We start from the raw sequence: 19,015 nt of genomic DNA, 5'->3' as shown, positions 1-19,015 counted from the left end.
ATTAAGCCAGATTAATGTCGGGCAGCCACACGACTAAGTGCTGGCGCTGCCCGGTGAGGTATTACTAGTTAAGGCTTAGCTGCAAATTTCGTAGCAAGGGGTATAAGCAGTGCCAGGCAGTTTCATTCGATGCTGTGCAATAAATCCTTGCAGTAAGCTATCCATTTGTTTCATCAATTGTGGATCGCCATGCAATTTATAAGGCCCATAGGCTTCGATGGCATGAATTCCCACTTCTTTTACGTTACCCGCAACGATGCCTGAGAATGCACGGCGTAGTGCCGCAGCCAGTTCTTCGGGTGGCTGGTTATGAGACAGATTGAGATTCGCCATATTTTCATGACTCGGTTCAAACGGATGCTGTAAATCTGGCTTGATACGGATAGACCAGTTGAAGCTATAAGCATCCCCCGTATTACGGCGGTTCTCTTTCACCAGTGGCATCGCTTTTTTCATTTGACGGGCGACTTCAGCCGGGTCATCGATAATTATCTTGTAGTATTTGCGCGCGCCATCACCGAGAGTGTTTATGATGAACTCATCCACCACTCGGAAATAATCCGCGCTCTCTTTTGGCCCGGTTAAGATAAGTGGCAGTACCTGCTCACTGTTCTCTGGATCCATTAATATGCCTAGCAGATAGAGCAACTCTTCCGCTGTTCCTACGCCGCCTGGGAAAATAATGATGCCATGCGCGATGCGGACGAACGCTTCAAGCCGTTTCTCAATATCCGGCATGATAATCAATTCATTGACCAGCGGATTAGGTGGCTCTGCCGCAATGATGGAAGGCTCAGTCATACCAATAAAACGGCCATTTCTGTAACGTTGTTGGGCATGGCCAACGGCGGCACCCTTCATCGGTGCTTCCATCGCTCCTGGCCCACAGCCAGTGCAAATATTTAACTCTCGTAAACCCAGTTGGCTCCCCACTTTACGGGCATACAAGTATTCAGTTTCATTGATTGAATGGCCGCCCCAGCACACAATCATATTGGGGTCTTCATCAAGATGGAGGGCTCGGGCATTACGTAAAATAGAAAAGACCAGATTGGTCAAATGGCTGGAGCTTTCCATATCGAGATGTTGAAAACGCCCAGCGTTAACGATTTGACCATTCACAAACAAAATATCGCGTAACACCGCAAACAGATTTGCCTGTAATGAACGAATAATTTTGCCATCAACAAAAGCATGTTCTGGTGGATTTACCAGTTCGAGTTTTACACCTCGTTCACGGCGCAATACATTGATATCAAAAGTTTCATAGCGCGATAAAAGCTCTTTGCTGTTATCGGTTAGGCTGCCTGAATTGAGAACTGCCAAGGAGCAGTTACGGAATAAACGGTACAGATCACTGCTGGCTGTACGTTTGAGCATATCCACTTCGAGCTGTGATAACAGATCCATTGAGCCGAGTGGGCTGACATGTGTAATCAAAGTTACTCCTTTACACCCCGGAGGGTGGTAGTGTCCGTGTATACCCTTCGTACTTGACGTTGCTGGGTGTTGGCTGCCTACCAGCCACACCAATTACTTTGGGTATATCAGAATGCTGCTTTCTATTTTGCCGTGGAATATCATAGAGATCTTTAAGTATCTATCCCTGATTTCTCTACTGAAAATAGCGTGAAGATACGGTAATTAACCTTAACGTTGTCCCTCGGTTTTTGCCAATACTAACGTGCGTTGTGCTTAAATGTTGCGTACATGTACGCATATATTTATTGCCGGGCCATACGGCCAGTTGATGGAACAAAATCAGTATTGGAGCGCCAAGGGTTGATATCCAGTCCGCCACGGCGGGTATAACGAGCATAGACCGACAGTGTTTCAGGCTGACAAAAACGCATTATGTCGTTGAAGATACGCTCTACACACTGTTCGTGAAATTCATTATGGTGCCGGAAAGAGACCAGATAGCGTAGCAGTGCCTCTCGGTTAATCTGTGGGCCACTGTAGCTGATTTGTACTGATCCCCAATCTGGCTGGTGAGTAATCAGGCAGTTGGATTTGAGCAGATGACTGACCAGGCTCTCTTCTACTCTGTTGCTTGTGGTAGCCCCTTGCAGATAATCGGCGCTAAATTCATAGCTATTGATACGAATATCCTGTTGGTCGAGACATTCCCCCGAGAAATCGGCAATGGGTTGATGTGTTATTTCATTGAGTTGATATAGCGTGACACTGACATCACCTTGAGCGCAGGCCGCCAAATCGCGTTGCAATGTGGTGCGAACACTTTCCCAGTCAGCAAACACGGTTTGGTTAAAACTGTTGAGATAGAGTTTAAAGCTTTTGGATTCAATCAGATTAGTACTATCCGCATTCAGGCTGATTTCACCCACGGCAACTTGTGGCAGGCCATTACTGTTTAGCCAAGACAATTCATAGAGCGTCCAGATATCTGCACCATGAAAGGGCAGGTTATCTGGATATAAACCGAGAGGTTCACGGTTCATGCTGCGTGGCACAGCTTGCAACAAGGTGACGTCATAGTGATCGCGATAAGCGGTTGGTTTGCCCAGCGTCAGTTCCGCCAGAGCCTTATGGTCTTGATATGAAGACATGCTGTTCCCATGATGAGAGAAAGGTACAATAGCTTTAGTTTATCAATTTATGCCGCGTTTAACTGCATTTCTGAGTGGGGGGGGTAGCACTCAGCAATACAGCGCAAGCTGCCGCGATACTGAGAATCGAGAATGGACCAGAATGTTTCAACGGCACTAAATAGCTTTACCCAACGTTATATCAATCTATGGCAGCAGCAGACCGGGCATCTGCCCGCCAGTGAAGAACTTTATGGTGTTCCTTCACCTTGCATTGTGGAAACTCAGGACAGTCAGGTATTTTGGTTGCCACAGTCAGCGGTTGCCGATGCCACATTGGCTAATATTGAACGGGCGTTGGAGATTCAGCTTCACCCGGATATTCATGCGTTTTACACCTGCCAATATGCTGGCGACATGATGGCTGATTTAGGTGATCACCGTTTTACGCTGCTACAAGTGTGGAGCGAAGATGATTTTATCCGTTTACAGGAGAATCTAATTGGTCATCTGGTCACGCAAAAAAGGCTGAAACTCTCGCCAACGCTGTTTTTGGCAACCACAGAGTCAGAGATGACAATGGCTTCATTGTGCAATGTCACAGGTAATGTGGTGTTAGAGCAATTTGGTAGTAGTAAGCACACCCTGCTGGCATCAACTCTCATACATTTTCTTGATGCATTGCGTCCAGTATTACCTGAATAAGCAAGTGGTTATTGTTTATTCTGGTCAAGCCGGTGTGCGAGATCTCTCACACCGGCTGTGAGACATCACTTCTATTCTTTAACTGTAAAATTTTTGTGTCAAATTTATCTTCAATAAAATCATTTTGTTATAAACGTTCATTTTTTTATATGTAAAAGTATCAGCATCATTATTCTTACAGTGTCTTGCCACCCTTTGTCGATTAAGCGATCCTTCTAATCGCCGGATAGGATCTGGTGGAGAAGGACGGTATCTGGATGCTACCACTTCAGGATGAAGAACACAGGGACTGCTTAGGACGAGTGAAGGGATGTTTCAGGATGGAACAAAGGACACCTCCAGGATGGAGATTGAGAGCCGGTTCAGGATGAATGGTGGGTTAGGATAACCTCAGGATTAGCATCGGGATGGTGTAGGACACTGCGACGGATTGCTGGTTAGGATAACCACACGGAAAAGTTTTCATGGATTGAGCAGGGAGCATCACTTTTAGCGGGATAGCTATGAAACGAATTGAGGGGTACTGGTAAAACAGTACCCCTTTTTTTATGCTTATTTTGCCCAATAGCCTTCTGTTGTCTATGGCGTGAGTTTGGGCATCGCCTTCTTCAATGGTATGCTTGGCCGCCGTTGGACCAGCCCGGCGAATGGCTGTTTTTTGGTTGAGAGCATAATCATGAGTATAGAAAATCAGGTGCGTCAGAACTTACGGGATATTGAGCTTGCCATGCGAGCAATTGATCTTTGGCAAGTTGTTCCACCGCCAGCGGCAGCCTTCGAAAGTAATGAGCCTTTCAGTATCGATACCATGGATGCCGAGCAGTGGTTGCAATGGGTACTGATTCCCCGAATGTATGCATTGCTGGAATCGAATAACCCACTTCCGACACGTTTCGCCATTACGCCATACTTTGAAGAGGCATTAAGTGGTGATAGTCGGCCAGATTGCACCATACTGCTGGCACAATTACAGTGTCTCGATGATCTGTTGAATAAAGAAAGTAACTAATGCTGGAAATAATTTACCAAGATGAATATATAGTTGCGGTGAATAAACCCGCCGGTTGGCTGGTTCACCGTAGTTGGTTGGACAGTAATGAAACCGTATTTGTGATGCAAACGGTGCGCGACCAGATTGGCCAGCATGTTTATACCGTCCACCGTCTGGATCGCCCAACATCAGGTGTGCTGCTGATGGCGTTATCCAGTGATGTTGCCCGTGCTCTTTCGGCGCAGTTCGAACAGCACCAGATTCAGAAAACATATCATGCGGTGGTTCGTGGCTATGTGCTGGAAGGTGGTACGGTTGATTACGCGATGAGCGAAGAACTGGATAAAATCGCGGATAAACATTCCAAACAAGATAAAGCACCACAACCGTCAGTTACCCACTATCAGCCTTTGGCTCAAGTGGAAGTTCCTGTTGCTATTGGGCGTTATGACACATCACGCTTCAGTTTATTGGAGCTGAAACCGGAAACAGGGCGTAAGCATCAGTTACGGCGGCATATGGCACATATACGCCATCCAATTATTGGTGATAGTGCCCACGGTGATTTGCGTCAGAATAGAGGTATTGCCCAACACTTTGATTGCTCACGGCTCATGTTGCACGCTAGCCATTTACAATTGAATCATCCAGTCACTGGTGAGGTGCTTTCGCTTACGGCGCGTTGGGATGAATCCTGGCAAGGCTTGATGTCACACTTTGGCTGGTTGGGTATTACCCCTCATCTTGAAAGGGTTGAGTTTCCAGCGACCGAAGGTCAGGATAGTGAATAATTTTTTCTGGTTAAAAGGGAATATCTTTTATGGCTCAGGTCGGGATTTTTGTCGGCACTGTCTACGGTAATGCGTTGTTAGTGGCGGAAGAAGCTGAAAACATACTGAAAGAGCAGGGGCATGAGGTAACACTGTTTGAAGAGGGGACTTTAGAAGCCTGGCAGTATTATCGTCAACATTATGCACTGGTTATCACATCTACCACCGGACAAGGCGACTTCCCTGACAGCATAGCAGCACTGTTCGTCGCTGTTCGTGATCAGGTTGGGTTTCAGCCAGAGCTACGTTATGGCGTCATTGCACTAGGTGACAGCAGTTATGATAATTTCTGCGGCGCAGGGCGCGCATTTGATGAACTGTTGCAAGAGCAGGGGGCGACACGGATTGGTGAACGACTGGATATTGACGCGATGGAACACCCGGAGCCAGAAGTGGTTTCAGCGTTGTGGGTAGAAAAATGGGGCCGCTTGCTTAAGTAACATAGCTTCTGCTCAATGACGTATTGTGGCGTGCAGTGTGCTGCCACAATACGTGTTCAGCTAGATTTAGCGGCCGTTGGTCAGCTTTTCTAAATCTGATTCAATTTCTGAAATCTTATTGGCGACAACGCTTTCTAAATGGCGCAAGTCATCCAGGATTTTGCGTTTCAAATCCACTTCAATCTGATCGCGCTTACACAGTTGATCCAACTCATCAATGACGTAACGGAGGTTAGGATTGATTTCATTGATTTCTTTGTAACCATGTCCAGCGTTATCCGCCACCACAGTTTTTCGTTGGCGTGGATATTTGAATTTCACACTCTTAGCAAAAAACTCGCCTTTATCTTTGCGGAAATAAATTTTCAGAATGTCGTTATTGGCCTCCTGACGCAGGCTATAGCGATCGACATCTTCTGGTTGTGTGATTCCTAAGCTTTTCAGATTGTCATACATAGCGCCACCTTTTTGATTTTATATTCCACAGTTTATGATTATGACGGTAAATTTCGCCAAAGTATGTGATTGCAGGCGATAACTTCACAAAGCAAAAAAATAGCGGGTGATTAGCCCGCTATATTCATCTTAGTCGATGGTGCGTAATAACTCATTAATACCGACTTTTCCACGGGTTTTTGCGTCAACTTTCTTCACGATAACTGCACAGTACAGGCTGTAGCTACCGTCTTTCGAGGGCAGGTTACCGGAAACGACAACAGACCCGGCCGGAACGCGGCCATAGTGAATTTCACCAGTTTCACGATCGTAAATACGGGTGCTTTGCCCAATAAATACGCCCATGGAGATAACGGAACCTTCTTCGACGATAACCCCTTCAACCACTTCTGAACGCGCACCGACAAAGCAGTTATCTTCAATGATGGTTGGGTTGGCTTGCAGTGGCTCAAGCACGCCACCAATGCCAACACCACCGGACAAGTGCACATTCTTACCAATTTGCGCGCAAGAACCGACAGTTGCCCAGGTATCGACCATGGTGCCTTCATCAACGAAAGCGCCAATATTCACATAAGAAGGCATCAGTACGGTATTACGAGCGATAAATGCGCCTTTACGTACGGTTGCTGGTGGTACGACACGGAAGCCTTCACGTTGGAAGCGTGCTTCATCGTAACCGGCGAATTTCATTGGTACTTTGTCGTAGTAACGCGTTTCTGCGCCTTCCATGACCTGGTTATCATTGATACGGAAAGACAGCAGTACCGCTTTCTTCAGCCATTGATGGGTAACCCACTGGCCGTCAATCTTTTCTGCCACCCGTAGTGCACCGGTATCAAGCAGATCAATCACGTGGTTAATCGCTTCGCGGGTTACGGTATCAACGTTGGCCGGCGTGATATCTGCACGGCGTTCGAAGGCGGTTTCAATAACGTTCTGTAGTTGCTGCATCCTGTTCCCTTCAAAATGGGTTGTAAGAAAAATTAATGACTAAAAAGTTATTTGTATCACAGTTTATCGTTCGGATTGAGGGTATCTGTCAACCGTTGTGCTAATTCGCGGCGGGTTTCAATACTTAAAGCGCGGCGATCTTTGTCTGCTAATACAAATAAATCCTCCACCCGCTCGCCAATAGTTGTGATACGTGCGCTATGCAGCGATAACCCTAAATCTGCAAATATCCCACCTACCCGAGCCAGTAAGCCCGGCTGGTCCAGTGCAATTAACTCCAGATAAGTACGGCGCTCGTTATGGGTTGGCAAGAAATTGGTTTCAGTCGGCACACTGAAATGCCGTAATTTAGGTGATAATCGCCTGACGCGCGGATGTTGATAATTCGGCTGGGTCATCGCTTGTTCTAAGGCATGACTAATGATGGGATGTCTATCTTGAGCCAGTGGGCTGCCATCTGGCTCCAATACGATAAAGGTATCCATCGCCATACCATCGCGGTTGGTGAAAATCTGTGCATCATGAACACTCAGATTGCGGCGATCCAGCTCACCGACCACCGCAGCAAACAGTGATGGGCGGTCAGGGCTCCAGATGAATATTTCGGTTCCCCCCCGTGTTGCCTGACGGCTAACTAACACCAGTGGCTTGGTTGAGTCATGCTCTAATAAGTGGCGGGCATGCCAGGCTAATTGATTGGGTGAATGACGCAGGAAATAATCAGCCCGGCAGCGGCTCCAGATGCGGTGCAATGCTTCTTCATCGATATTATCCATCCGCAGCAGCGCCAGAGCTTGTAGCCGGTGGTGACGGACACGTTCGCGCAAATCCGGGCTGTTTTGCATACCACGGCGTAACTGTTTTTCTGTGGCGAAATAAAGTTCGCGTAACAGGCTCTGTTTCCAGCTATTCCACAAATTTTCATTGGTGGCGCAAATATCAGCCACTGTCAGACTGACTAAATAGCGCAAGCGAGTTTCGCTTTGTACTTCGGCGGAGAATTGCTGAATAACCGCAGGGTCCTGAATATCCCGACGCTGAGCTGTCACTGACATCAAGAGGTGGCAACGAACTAACCAAGCCACAAGTTGAGCTTCGCGCGAGTTAAGGCCGTGCTGCTCGGCAAACTCCAATACATCGTGAGCGCCCAGTATTGAATGATCGCCTCCACGCCCTTTGGCAATATCGTGGAACAGTGCTGCTAGCAACAATAATTCAGGTTGAGGCAGGCGTGGGTAAAGCTCGACGCAGAGAGGATGGCGTGGCCGGGTTTTTTCATCGGCAAAGCTTTCGAGTTTAAGTAACACGCGGATAGTGTGCTCATCTACGGTGTAGGCGTGAAACAGGTCAAACTGCATCTGGCCAACGATACTGCCCCATTGTGGCATATAGGCCCACAGCACGCTGTGGCGATGCATCGGTAATAATGCCCGGGAAACCGCCCCAGGGTGGCGCAAAATGGCCATGAATAGCTTGCGGGCTTCAGGAATGTTACATAAAGGCTGTTTCAGATGCCGCCGGGCATGGCGTAAGCGGCGTACTGTGGTGGAATATATGCCTTTGATATCCTGATTGCGTACCATCAGATAGAACATGCGCATAATAGCTTCAGGCTGCTGGATAAATAAGTTCTCATCACGCAGATCTATTAAATCCCCGCGTAACTGAAATTCATCATCCAGTGGACGTGGTTTTTCATTGGTACCCAGCGCCAATATGGCTTCGTCAAACAGTTGTAGCAGCATGTTGTTCAGTTCGCTGACCCGACGGGTCATACGATAAAAATCTTTCATCATCCGTTCGACCGGTTCATTGCCTTCGCCCTGATATTGCAAAAGCTGAGCCACACTCAGTTGGCGGTCAAACAGCAGGCGGTTATCGTAGCGAGTTAATACCAAATGCAGCGCGAAACGGATGCGCCACAGAAAACTCTGGCTTTCAATCAGCTCATTGCGCTCAGCTTTGGTCAGAAAACCGAAATCAACCATCTCACTTAAGGATGTGGCACCAAAATGGCGGCGGGCTACCCATTGTAGGGTGTGGATATCCCGTAACCCACCAGGGCTACTTTTGATATCAGGCTCCAGGTTATAACTGGTGCCATGGTAGCGTTTATGCCGTTCTTGTTGTTCGGTGATTTTGGCATGGAAAAATTGCGGCGAGGGCCAGAAATTGTCGCTAAAAATGTGCTTTTGCATCTGTAAAAACAGGGCTACATCACCGCAAATCAAACGTGACTCAATCATATTGGTGGCGACAGTGAGGTCGGCTAACCCCTCGAGCAAACACTCTTCCAGTGTGCGCACGCTGTGGCCGACTTCCAGTTTCAGGTCCCATAGCAAAGTGATCAACTGGCCGACGCGTTGCGCATCTTCATCGCTTAGACGCTGCTTGCTGAGAACCAATACATCAATATCTGATAAGGGGTGCAGTTCACCACGGCCATAGCCGCCCACGGCAACCAGCGCGGTTTCAGCCACATCATCAAAACCATAAAATGTCCACAACCGCCGTAACAGGCGGTCAATGTAATCACTGCGCGCAGCAATTAATATCTCGGCACTGATTCCGCCATTGAATGCTTCCGCCTGCCAAAGTTGGAAAGTCTCAAGCCGCTGCTTGAGAATCGGGCAATTAAGGTCACTATCGAGATAAGTACTCGGTGGTGCGGGCTGCTCAGGAATGACCTTCGGTACCGCAGGGGATACAGAGTGCTCGGTGTGATTGTCAGACATATGTTTACCCGATAAATGCGACCTGATAAAAAGACGCAGCCCATAAAAAAGCCGGCGGCTGCCGGCTTGTCATTATTACTCGTGCGTTATGATGTTGGGGATGGTGTCATCCTTTCGCAACGTCATTATTTCGCAGCCGTTATCGGTTACCACAATAGTATGCTCGTACTGTGCCGACAAGCTGCGATCTTTAGTTTTTACCGTCCAGCCATCTTTCATGGTACGAATTCGGTAATCCCCTGCGTTGACCATAGGCTCAATGGTGAAAGCCATACCAGTTTGTAGGATTACGCCACCGTCGTCTGCATCGTAGTGCAGCACTTGTGGTTCTTCATGGAAACCTTCGCCAATACCGTGGCCACAATATTCACGCACCACAGAAAAGTTCTCCGCTTCCACAAATTTTTGGATCTCTTTACCCAGAGTGCGCAGGCGGATACCCGGCTTGACCATTTTGATTGCCAGGTACAGGCTCTCTTGAGTGACGCGGCACAGGCGCTCACCCAAAATGGTCGGTTTGCCGACGATAAACATTTTTGATGTATCGCCATGGAAACCGTCTTTAATAACAGTCACGTCGATATTGACGATGTCACCGTCTTTCAACACTTTCTCATCACTTGGAATGCCGTGACAAATAACTTCATTAATAGAAATACAAACCGATTTAGGAAAGCCGTGGTAACCCAGACAAGCAGAGATAGCCTGCTGATGGTTGGTGATATGATCGTGGCAGATACGATCGAGTTCACCAGTGGTTACCCCCGGTTTTACGTGAGGTTCAATGATCTCCAGCACTTCAGCAGCCAGGCGGCCAGCAACGCGCATTTTTTGAATATCTTCAGGTGTTTTTATTGAGATTGCCATGCAAAAGTGTCCGTAGGGGCTGTGAATACCAACCAGCCGCCGTAATATGAATAAGCAGGTAATAAATATCATATACCCTAAATAACCTGTCGCTAATGGTACCAGCCCTGCAATTAGCTGCCAAACTTTCGTTTGCAGTGACGACACTAAATGCAACAAAAGTTGGTGTGTTGCGGCCGTTTATGGTATAAAGCGCGCCGGCAAACCGCACTATTATGTTGTCGTTTCAGGTCCGATTTCAGGGCATGTCCTGATGGCAGGTAGCTGTTTAGCTGAGTAATACCAATCGCACTCATATGTGTAAATAACACACACGTGTCGACACATACGCCGGGGTGCCCTAAAGTTTTTGATGATTATCAATTTCTTATGGGGTCGGCGTTATGGGGCACGTGGAGGCATAACCCCAACTGATACTATAGAGGTTTTAATCATGGCAACTGTTTCCATGCGCGACATGCTCCAGGCCGGTGTTCACTTCGGTCACCAGACCCGTTACTGGAACCCGAAAATGAAGCCTTTCATCTTCGGCGCACGTAACAAAGTTCACATCATCAACCTGGAAAAGACCGTACCAATGTTCAACGAAGCTTTGGCTGAATTGAAAAAGATCTCTTCCCGTAAAGGTAAGATCTTGTTCGTTGGTACTAAACGCGCAGCAAGCGAAGCGGTAAAAGACGCTGCCAACAACTGCGACCAGTTCTTCGTGAACCATCGCTGGTTGGGCGGGATGCTGACTAACTGGAAAACTGTTCGTCAGTCCATCAAACGTTTGAAAGATTTGGAAATCCAGTCTCAAGACGGCACCTTTGACAAGCTGACCAAAAAAGAAGCGCTGATGCGTACTCGTGAACTGAACAAGCTGGAAAACAGCCTGGGCGGTATCAAAGACATGGGCGGTTTACCAGACGCTCTGTTTGTTGTTGATGCTGATCACGAACACATCGCTATCAAAGAAGCTAACAACCTGGGTATCCCGGTATTCTCTATCGTTGATACTAACTCCGATCCAGATGGCGTTGACTTTATCATCCCAGGTAACGATGACGCGATCCGTGCAGTTAAACTGTACCTGAACGCTGTTGCTACTGCCGTCACTGAAGGTCGTTCTCAAGACTTGGCCGTTCAAGCGGAAGAAAGCTTCGTAGAAGCTGAATAATAAGTCAGGCTCGTTGGAGCCCTTATTAACCAGGTATTGAAATATGTTGGTTAGGGGGCCTTTATAGGCCCCCTTTGCGTATCTAATGTGAGATCTTGTTTTCACAAGAGAACCGAGGAAATTTAAATGGTTGCTATTACCGCTGCTTTGGTAAAAGAACTGCGTGAGCGTACTGCCGCAGGCATGATGGAATGTAAAAAGGCGTTGGTTGAAGCTAACGGCGACATCGAGCTTGCCATCGACAATATGCGTAAATCTGGTCAGGCTAAAGCTGCCAAGAAAGCAGGCCGTATCGCTGCTGAAGGCATCATCCTGGCTCAACTTTCAGCCGACGGTAAGTTCGGTGTGATTCTGGAACTGAACTGCGAAACTGACTTTGTTGCTAAAGATGCTGGCTTCAAAGCATTTGGCGAAGAAGTTATCAACGCAGCTCTGGCTGACAAAATCACTAATATCGACGATCTGAAAGCTAAGTTTGAAGAGCAACGCGCCAATTTGGTAGCTAAAATCGGCGAGAACATCAATATTCGTCGTATTGCTGCTCTGGAAGGCGATGTTCTGGGTACTTATCTGCACGGCGCTCGTATCGGCGTTATGGTTGCAGCAACTGGCGCTGATGAAGAGCTGGTTAAGCACATTGCTATGCACATTGCTGCAAGCAAACCAGAATATGTTAAGCCAGACGATGTTCCTGCTGAAGTTGTTGCTCGCGAGCACCAAATCCAGTTGGACATTGCTATCGAATCCGGCAAACCACGTGAAATTGCTGAGAAGATGGTTGAAGGCCGTATGCGTAAGTTCACCGGCGAAGTTTCTCTGACTGGTCAGAACTTCGTTATGGACCCAAGCAAAACCGTTGGTGATTTGTTGAAAGAGAACAAAGCTGACGTAACAAACTTCATCCGCTTTGAAGTGGGCGAAGGCATTGAGAAAGTTGAGACTGACTTTGCTGCTGAAGTTGCAGCAATGAGCAAACAGTCTTAATGCTAAAAATGGGGCCGCCAATCGGCGGTTCCATTTTATCCACTCGATACCCGTCATACTTCAAATTACAGGTGCGTTGACTGCTTTCGTTCACTTCAGTCACTTACTTATGTAAGCTTCTGAGGATTCGCTCAGTCGTCGTCTTCCTGCAACTCGAATTATTTAGGGTATAAGCTTAGTCCTGTCAGTTTTCAGCGCACGGTATTGCTTTGAACATTTGACGGTCAAGTTCCCAATATTTATTACTGCTGCTTAGGACAGAACACCATGGCAACCAATGCAAAACCCGTATATCAGCGTATCCTGCTTAAGCTTAGCGGCGAAGCCCTGCAAGGCGCGGAAGGTTTTGGTATCGACGCAAGCGTTTTGGATCGCATGGCTCAAGAAGTTAAAGAGCTGGTCGAATTGGGCATTCAGGTCGGTGTGGTCATTGGCGGTGGTAACCTATTCCGCGGTGCCGGTTTGGCACAAGCTGGGATGAACCGCGTAGTGGGCGACCACATGGGAATGCTGGCTACCGTAATGAACGGCCTGGCAATGCGAGATGCACTGCACCGTGCCTATGTGAACGCCCGCCTGATGTCTGCTATTCCACTTAATGGTGTGTGTGATAATTACAGTTGGGCTGAAGCTATCAGCTTGCTGCGTCATAACCGTGTGGTGATTTTTGCCGCAGGTACAGGTAACCCTTTCTTCACCACCGATTCCGCGGCCTGTCTGCGCGGTATCGAGATCGAAGCTGATGTGGTGCTGAAAGCGACGAAAGTTGATGGAGTTTACTCCGCAGATCCGGTTAAAAACCCTGACGCAACACTGTTTGAGCAGCTAACCTATCAGGATGTTCTGGAGCGCGAGCTAAAAGTTATGGATCTGGCGGCCTTCACTTTGGCCCGTGATCATAACTTGCCAATTCGTGTTTTCAATATGAACAAACCTGGCGCTCTGCGTCGCGTGGTGATGGGTGAGAATGAAGGGACGTTGATCACTAAAGAAGTGACAGCGATCGCTAAATAAGCGGCAGCCTGTATTGTCAGGGGCATGCGGCTTTCAGATATGCCCCCAATGCCTGCAACTGTTGGTTTGTATATTCACCGGCTATACTCATGCTATGGCCTGCCAAGTAACCAGTTTCCAAGGGTTCACAACGTGATTAACGAAATTAGAAAAGATACTGAAGTGCGTATGGAAAAATGCTTTGAAGCTTTCCAAAACCATATCAGTAAGATCCGTACCGGTCGTGCTTCTCCAAGTATTCTTGATGGCATTCAGGTTGAGTATTATGGCACTGCTACGCCATTGCGCCAGTTGGCTAACATTGTGGTTGAAGACTCCCGTACTCTGGCATTGACCGTGTTTGACCGCAGCCTTAGCGCCGCGGTTGAGAAAGCGATCATGACCTCCGATTTAGGGCTGAATCCTTCTTCCGCGGGTACCGTTATTCGTGTTCCACTGCCAGCATTGACAGAAGAGCGCCGTAAAGACTTGATCAAAGTTGTTCGTGCAGAAGCAGAGCAGGGCCGTGTATCGATTCGTAACGTGCGCCGTGATGCTAACGAAAAAGTGAAAGCTTTGTTGAAAGATAAAGAGATCAGTGAAGACGAAGACCGCCGTTCTCAAGATGATATCCAAAAGCTGACCGATGCTTTTATCAAGAAAGTTGATACTGCATTAGCGGCTAAAGAAGCTGAGTTGATGGATTTCTAATCCTGCCTGACAAAAAACAGAGCGTCGCTTAGGTGGCGCTTTGTTTTTAGCAGGATCACTATTTTGCCGATTCACTAGGTCAGTAGAGTCATGCGATATCGGCAGTAATACGCTATAAAATTGGGCCGAGGATATTTATTAGACCACCTGTTATTCGGGTCGGTTGCGCTCTCGCCTATCATAAAAACAGTTATTCAGAGCACTCTCATGAAGCAACTGACTATTCTTGGTTCTACTGGCTCCATCGGTAACAGCACTCTGGGTGTTGTCCGCGCTAATCCCGAATTATTCAACGTTACTGCACTTGTGGCTGGTCGCAATGTCGAGCAGATGGCAATGCAATGCCTCGAGTTTTCTCCTCGCTATGCCGCGATGTCAGATGAAATATCGGCCAAAACGTTGCGCCAGTTATTGGCTGAGCACGGTTCGAAAACCGAAGTTTTTCATGGTGAAAAAGCGGCCGGTGAACTGGCTGCGTTAGACGATGTCGATCAAGTGATGGCGGCAATTGTCGGTGTGGCAGGCCTGTCTTCAACGCTGGCGGCTATTCGTGCAGGTAAACAGGTATTACTGGCTAACAAAGAGTCACTGATTACCTGCGGCAAGCTTTTCATGGATGAAGTGAAACACAGCCATGCACAATTGCTGCCAATCGACAGCGAACATAATGCGATTTTTCAGAGTTTACCTGAGAAAATTCAGCGTAAATTAGGCTACTCTTCACTGAGTGAGAATGGCGTCTCGCGCATTATTTTAACTGGCTCAGGTGGCCCACTGCGTGAAATACCTTTATCACAATTTGCCGATGTCACACCAGATCAGGCTTGTGCTCATCCAAACTGGTCTATGGGGCGCAAAATTTCAGTCGACTCCGCGACTATGATGAACAAAGGGCTGGAGTATATCGAGGCGCGTTGGTTATTCAATGCCAGTGCAGAGCAGGTTGAGGTTATTTTGCATCCTCAATCTGTCATTCACTCGATGGTGCGTTATCACGATGGTAGTGTACTGGCCCAGATGGGGACCCCAGACATGCGTACCCCGATTGCACATGCGATGGCGTACCCAATGCGGGTTAATTCTGGTGTTGCACCACTCGATTTTTGCCAGATACGCGAGCTGACGTTCGCTGCGCCGGATTATCAGCGTTATCCTTGTCTAAAATTGGCAATCGATGCAAGCAATGCAGGGCAAGCTGCCACGACAGCGCTGAATGCCGCGAACGAAATATCCGTTATGGCATTTTTAGATTCACGCATTCGTTTCACTGATATTGCAGCCATCAACCTTAGGGTTGTGGAACAGTTATCATTGGCTGAACCCACTAGTGTGGATGAGGTGCTGATCATTGATCGTCAAGCCCGTGATACGGCAGCTCAAGCAATAGAAAAATTGAATCATTAAGTTGTATTGGCTGTTTTGGGAATTTGTTAGGGCAAGGCTGAGATGGTATAGTCTGCACCGTCAATGGATAGATAGACTGTTGATTAGTGGCCCAATAGGTATTTAAACCGTCTATTTCGGCTGTCACTTAAGAAGCCGTGACTTGGTACACGGCTTTTTTTGTGGGCTTACTGCCTAATGTTCGGGACGAACAATTGATTTATTGAGGAAATGAGTTCGCATTATGTCGTCTGTAAATGAAGATAGGGCTAACTTGTGCCCCCTGATTCCGCGTCATGTCGCTATCATTATGGATGGTAATGGGCGTTGGGCTAAAAATCGGGGTAAATTAAGGGTCTTCGGTCATAAAGCGGGAGTGAAGTCAGTTCGTCGTGCAGTAAGTTTTGCTGCCAGTCATCATTTGGATGCGCTCACGCTTTATGCTTTCAGTAGTGAAAACTGGAATCGCCCTGCTCAGGAAGTCACCGCTCTGATGGAGCTTTTTGTTCGTGCGCTGGACAGTGAAGTAAAAAGTCTGCATAAACATAATGTTCGTTTATCTGTTATTGGTGATATCAGTCGATTTAGTGAACGTTTGCAACAACGGATCCGTCGCTCAGAAGCGCTAACTGCCAACAATGACGGTCTGAAACTCAACATCGCTGCCAATTATGGTGGCCGTTGGGATATTATTCAGGGTGTGCGCCATTTAGCTGAGCAAGTACAGCAAGGTGAGTTGCAGCCCACAGATATCAGTGAAGAATCGCTAAACTCGCATATCTGCCTGCATGAGCAATCTGAGGTGGATTTAGTGATCAGAACCGGTGGTGAACATCGCATCAGTAATTTTTTGTTATGGCAAATTGCCTATGCTGAACTTTACTTTACTGATGTACTCTGGCCTGATTTTGATGAACATGTCTTTGAAGGTGCGCTGAATGCATTTGCACAACGCGAGCGTCGCTTCGGGGGAACTACACCTATCGATGCCACTGCATCCTAGGGGGAACTTTTGCTGAAGTATCGTCTCATAACTGCTTTGATTTTGATTCCGGTTGTCATTGGTGCCCTGTTCCTGCTTCCGCCGGTTGGTTTTGCTATTGTTACTCTCTTTGTCTGTATGCTTGCAGCCTGGGAGTGGGGGCAATTAGCCGGGTTCGCCAGTCGTTCTCAGCGTATTTGGTTAGCCATACTTTGTGGTTTTCTACTGATCTCAATGCTGCTTAGCCTTCCTGCCTATCAGCATTCTGCTCATCTACCACAAGTGAGTGTCCCTCTCTGGCTCTCTATGGGCTGGTGGGTCGCAGCATTGCTGTTGGTGCTTACTTACCCACGCTCTGCGGCGTTGTGGCGCGATTCACGTCTGTTACGTATAATTTTCGGCGTTCTGACTATTGTTCCCTTTTTCTGGGGCATGGTGGCATTACGTCAGTATGGCTATGAGCAGAACCACCATATCGGCGCCTGGTGGCTGCTGTATGTGATGCTTTTGGTATGGGGTGCGGATTCTGGCGCTTACATGTTTGGTAAATTATTCGGTAAACATAAATTAGCGCCTAAAGTATCACCAGGTAAAACCTGGGAAGGATTAATTGGCGGTTTACTGACATCAGCTCTGATATCATGGTTGTTCGGTCGTTATGCTCCATTGGATATCATCCCGGAAAAACTGTTAATCTGTTCCGTGGTGGCTGCATTGGCCTCAGTACTTGGCGATTTGACCGAAAGTATGTTTAAACGTGAAGCGGGAATCAAAGACAGTGGTCATCTGATTCCTGGTCATGGTGGGATACTGGATCGTATCGATAGCCTGACCGCAGCTGTGCCGGTATTTGCCTGCTTAATGCTGTTAGTGTTTTAATCCGTCATTGACGGGGAGTTTAGGGAATATGATGAGCATACTCTGGAGCCTGGCCGCGTTTATTATCGCACTGGGGATCTTAATTACAGTGCATGAGTTCGGTCACTTTTGGGTGGCGCGGCGCTGTGGTGTCCGTGTCGAACGCTTTTCGATTGGTTTTGGTAAAGCGCTGTGGCGTCGGACGGATCGTCAAGGTACCGAGTATGTTATCGCCCTTATCCCGCTGGGCGGCTATGTTAAGATGCTAGATGAGCGTGTTGAAGCTGTTGCTCCTGAGCTTCGTCATCAATCTTTTAATAATAAAACTGTTTTGCAACGCGCGGCAATCGTCAGCGCGGGCCCTATTGCCAACTTCCTTTTTGCTGTCATTGCTTACTGGCTGGTGTTTATCATTGGTGTGCCAAGTGTGCGCCCGGTAGTGGGTGACATTTCGCCACAATCCATTGCTGCACAAGCCAATATTTCTCCAGGAATGGAACTTAAGTCTGTAGATGGTATCGAAACGCCTGACTGGGATTCTGTTCGTTTGGCCCTCGTCGGCAAAATCGGTGATAAACAAACACAGGTGGGTGTGGCACCATTTGGTTCTGCTAATGTGGTGCAAAAGACACTGGATCTGCAACAGTGGCAGTTCGAGCCTGATAAGCAAGATCCTATCGTGGCGTTGGGTATTATTCCACGGGGCCCGCAGATTGAATCTGTCTTGGCTGAAGTTCAAACCGGGTCTGCGGCACAAAAGGCAGGTTTACAAGCAGGGGATAGGATAGTTAAAGTTGGTGGTCAGCCACTGGATCGTTGGCAAACATTTGTTTTACAGGTTCGTGATAACCCCGGTAAGCCACTGGTGTTAGATATTGAAAGGGGTGGTACCCCCTTGTCTTTAACCTTGATACCAGATACAAAATCGGTTGGAGAAAACCGCAATGAAGGTTTTGCGGGTGTAGTGCCGAAAGTTATACCGCTTCCGGATGAATATAGAACGATTCGCCAATATGGCCCGTTTACGGCACTCTACCAAGCTGGGGATAAAACCTGGCAGTTGATGCGGTTGACGGTAGGCATGTTGGGTAAACTGATTACTGGTGATGTTAAACTGAATAACTTGAGTGGCCCGATATCTATTGCACAAGGCGCTGGGGTTTCAGCTGAGTACGGATTGGTGTATTACCTGATGTTTTTGGCACTAATCAGTGTCAACTTAGGGATTATCAATTTGTTCCCGTTACCGGTATTAGATGGTGGACATCTGCTCTTCCTGGCGATAGAAAAGCTGAAGGGTGGGCCGGTTTCTGAGCGAGTACAGGACTTCAGTTATCGCATCGGCTCGATTTTGCTGGTGTTATTAATGGGGCTTGCACTTTTCAATGATTTCTCCCGTCTTTAACGGCTGGGGATAG

At 47.6% G+C, this 19,015-nt stretch carries 18 protein-coding genes; 12 read left to right on the top strand and 6 right to left on the bottom strand.

Annotation, left to right across the window (positions count from 1 at the left end; translation table 11 throughout):
* Positions 1-75: 75 nt before the first annotated feature.
* Together ppnN and queF are read right to left on the bottom strand one after the other, a co-directional pair.
* The gene (ppnN, locus tag V1952_RS01510) at positions 76-1,440 is read right to left on the bottom strand and encodes a nucleotide 5'-monophosphate nucleosidase PpnN (protein WP_372559775.1); all 1,365 of its coding nucleotides are present in this window, start codon (positions 1,438-1,440) and stop codon (positions 76-78) included.
* 284 nt (positions 1,441-1,724) lie between these two features.
* Positions 1,725-2,570 carry an NADPH-dependent 7-cyano-7-deazaguanine reductase QueF gene (queF, locus tag V1952_RS01505; protein WP_420074235.1) on the bottom strand — a complete coding sequence of 282 codons (846 nt, stop codon included), beginning with the start codon at positions 2,568-2,570 and terminating at the stop codon, positions 1,725-1,727.
* Between the two features lie 132 nt (positions 2,571-2,702).
* Here queF and syd point away from each other — a divergent pair, with 132 nt between their 5' ends.
* The 4 genes from syd to V1952_RS01485 all read left to right on the top strand — a co-directional run bounded on the left by syd (position 2,703) and on the right by V1952_RS01485 (position 5,515).
* On the top strand, positions 2,703-3,254 hold the full coding sequence (gene syd, locus V1952_RS01500; RefSeq protein ID WP_420074234.1) for a SecY-interacting protein: 552 nt from the start codon (positions 2,703-2,705) through the stop codon (positions 3,252-3,254).
* 676 nt (positions 3,255-3,930) lie between these two features.
* Positions 3,931-4,263 carry a YqcC family protein gene (locus V1952_RS01495; RefSeq protein WP_083164106.1) on the top strand — a complete coding sequence of 111 codons (333 nt, stop codon included), beginning with the start codon at positions 3,931-3,933 and terminating at the stop codon, positions 4,261-4,263.
* Positions 4,263-5,036 (top strand): tRNA pseudouridine(65) synthase TruC, encoded by a 774-nt coding sequence (truC, locus tag V1952_RS01490; RefSeq protein ID WP_372559772.1) that lies wholly within the window; start codon positions 4,263-4,265, stop codon positions 5,034-5,036. The genes V1952_RS01495 and truC overlap by 1 nt, the downstream gene beginning before the upstream one ends.
* 29 nt (positions 5,037-5,065) lie before the next feature.
* A complete protein-coding gene (locus V1952_RS01485) occupies positions 5,066-5,515 on the top strand; it encodes a flavodoxin (protein ID WP_083162913.1) in 450 nt (149 codons plus the stop codon).
* 66 nt (positions 5,516-5,581) lie between these two features.
* On the opposite strand, the gene V1952_RS01480 is transcribed toward V1952_RS01485, so the two are convergent.
* From V1952_RS01480 to map, 4 genes are all read right to left on the bottom strand, one after another.
* On the bottom strand, positions 5,582-5,971 hold the full coding sequence (locus tag V1952_RS01480) for a DUF3461 family protein (RefSeq protein WP_004706707.1): 390 nt from the start codon (positions 5,969-5,971) through the stop codon (positions 5,582-5,584).
* A gap of 129 nt (positions 5,972-6,100) precedes the next feature.
* Positions 6,101-6,925 (bottom strand): 2,3,4,5-tetrahydropyridine-2,6-dicarboxylate N-succinyltransferase, encoded by an 825-nt coding sequence (dapD, locus tag V1952_RS01475; RefSeq protein WP_004391708.1) that lies wholly within the window; start codon positions 6,923-6,925, stop codon positions 6,101-6,103.
* A gap of 56 nt (positions 6,926-6,981) precedes the next feature.
* Complete coding sequence (gene glnD, locus V1952_RS01470) at positions 6,982-9,660, bottom strand: bifunctional uridylyltransferase/uridylyl-removing protein GlnD (protein WP_420070728.1); 2,679 nt, start codon at positions 9,658-9,660, stop codon at positions 6,982-6,984.
* A gap of 75 nt (positions 9,661-9,735) precedes the next feature.
* The gene (map, locus tag V1952_RS01465; RefSeq protein WP_083162917.1) at positions 9,736-10,527 is read right to left on the bottom strand and encodes a type I methionyl aminopeptidase; all 792 of its coding nucleotides are present in this window, start codon (positions 10,525-10,527) and stop codon (positions 9,736-9,738) included.
* Positions 10,528-10,960: 433 nt separating this feature from the next.
* Here map and rpsB point away from each other — a divergent pair, with 433 nt between their 5' ends.
* The 8 genes from rpsB to rseP all read left to right on the top strand — a co-directional run bounded on the left by rpsB (position 10,961) and on the right by rseP (position 19,002).
* The gene (gene rpsB, locus V1952_RS01460) at positions 10,961-11,686 is read left to right on the top strand and encodes a 30S ribosomal protein S2 (RefSeq protein WP_083164108.1); all 726 of its coding nucleotides are present in this window, start codon (positions 10,961-10,963) and stop codon (positions 11,684-11,686) included.
* A gap of 126 nt (positions 11,687-11,812) precedes the next feature.
* Positions 11,813-12,670 carry a translation elongation factor Ts gene (gene tsf, locus V1952_RS01455; RefSeq protein ID WP_372559769.1) on the top strand — a complete coding sequence of 286 codons (858 nt, stop codon included), beginning with the start codon at positions 11,813-11,815 and terminating at the stop codon, positions 12,668-12,670.
* A 267-nt stretch (positions 12,671-12,937) separates the two neighbouring features.
* Positions 12,938-13,684, top strand: coding sequence for a UMP kinase (gene pyrH, locus V1952_RS01450; protein ID WP_083162919.1), 747 nt, complete (start codon positions 12,938-12,940; stop codon positions 13,682-13,684).
* 132 nt (positions 13,685-13,816) lie between these two features.
* Positions 13,817-14,374: a ribosome recycling factor gene (gene frr / locus V1952_RS01445; RefSeq protein ID WP_083162921.1), complete on the top strand. Its 558-nt coding sequence runs from the start codon at positions 13,817-13,819 to the stop codon at positions 14,372-14,374.
* 207 nt (positions 14,375-14,581) lie between these two features.
* The gene (ispC, locus tag V1952_RS01440) at positions 14,582-15,778 is read left to right on the top strand and encodes a 1-deoxy-D-xylulose-5-phosphate reductoisomerase (protein WP_420074233.1); all 1,197 of its coding nucleotides are present in this window, start codon (positions 14,582-14,584) and stop codon (positions 15,776-15,778) included.
* A 223-nt stretch (positions 15,779-16,001) separates the two neighbouring features.
* Positions 16,002-16,760 (top strand): (2E,6E)-farnesyl-diphosphate-specific ditrans,polycis-undecaprenyl-diphosphate synthase, encoded by a 759-nt coding sequence (ispU, locus tag V1952_RS01435; protein WP_372559767.1) that lies wholly within the window; start codon positions 16,002-16,004, stop codon positions 16,758-16,760.
* A 9-nt stretch (positions 16,761-16,769) separates the two neighbouring features.
* The gene (gene cdsA / locus V1952_RS01430) at positions 16,770-17,618 is read left to right on the top strand and encodes a phosphatidate cytidylyltransferase (protein WP_083162927.1); all 849 of its coding nucleotides are present in this window, start codon (positions 16,770-16,772) and stop codon (positions 17,616-17,618) included.
* A gap of 28 nt (positions 17,619-17,646) precedes the next feature.
* Positions 17,647-19,002 carry a sigma E protease regulator RseP gene (gene rseP, locus V1952_RS01425; RefSeq protein ID WP_372559766.1) on the top strand — a complete coding sequence of 452 codons (1,356 nt, stop codon included), beginning with the start codon at positions 17,647-17,649 and terminating at the stop codon, positions 19,000-19,002.
* Positions 19,003-19,015 lie beyond the last annotated feature (13 nt).

Origin of the sequence: Yersinia sp. 2542 StPb PI (assembly GCF_048593855.1) — a bacterium.
Taxonomy (GTDB): domain Bacteria; phylum Pseudomonadota; class Gammaproteobacteria; order Enterobacterales; family Enterobacteriaceae; genus Yersinia; species Yersinia enterocolitica_E.
This window is presented reverse-complemented; position numbering and strand designations above follow the sequence as displayed.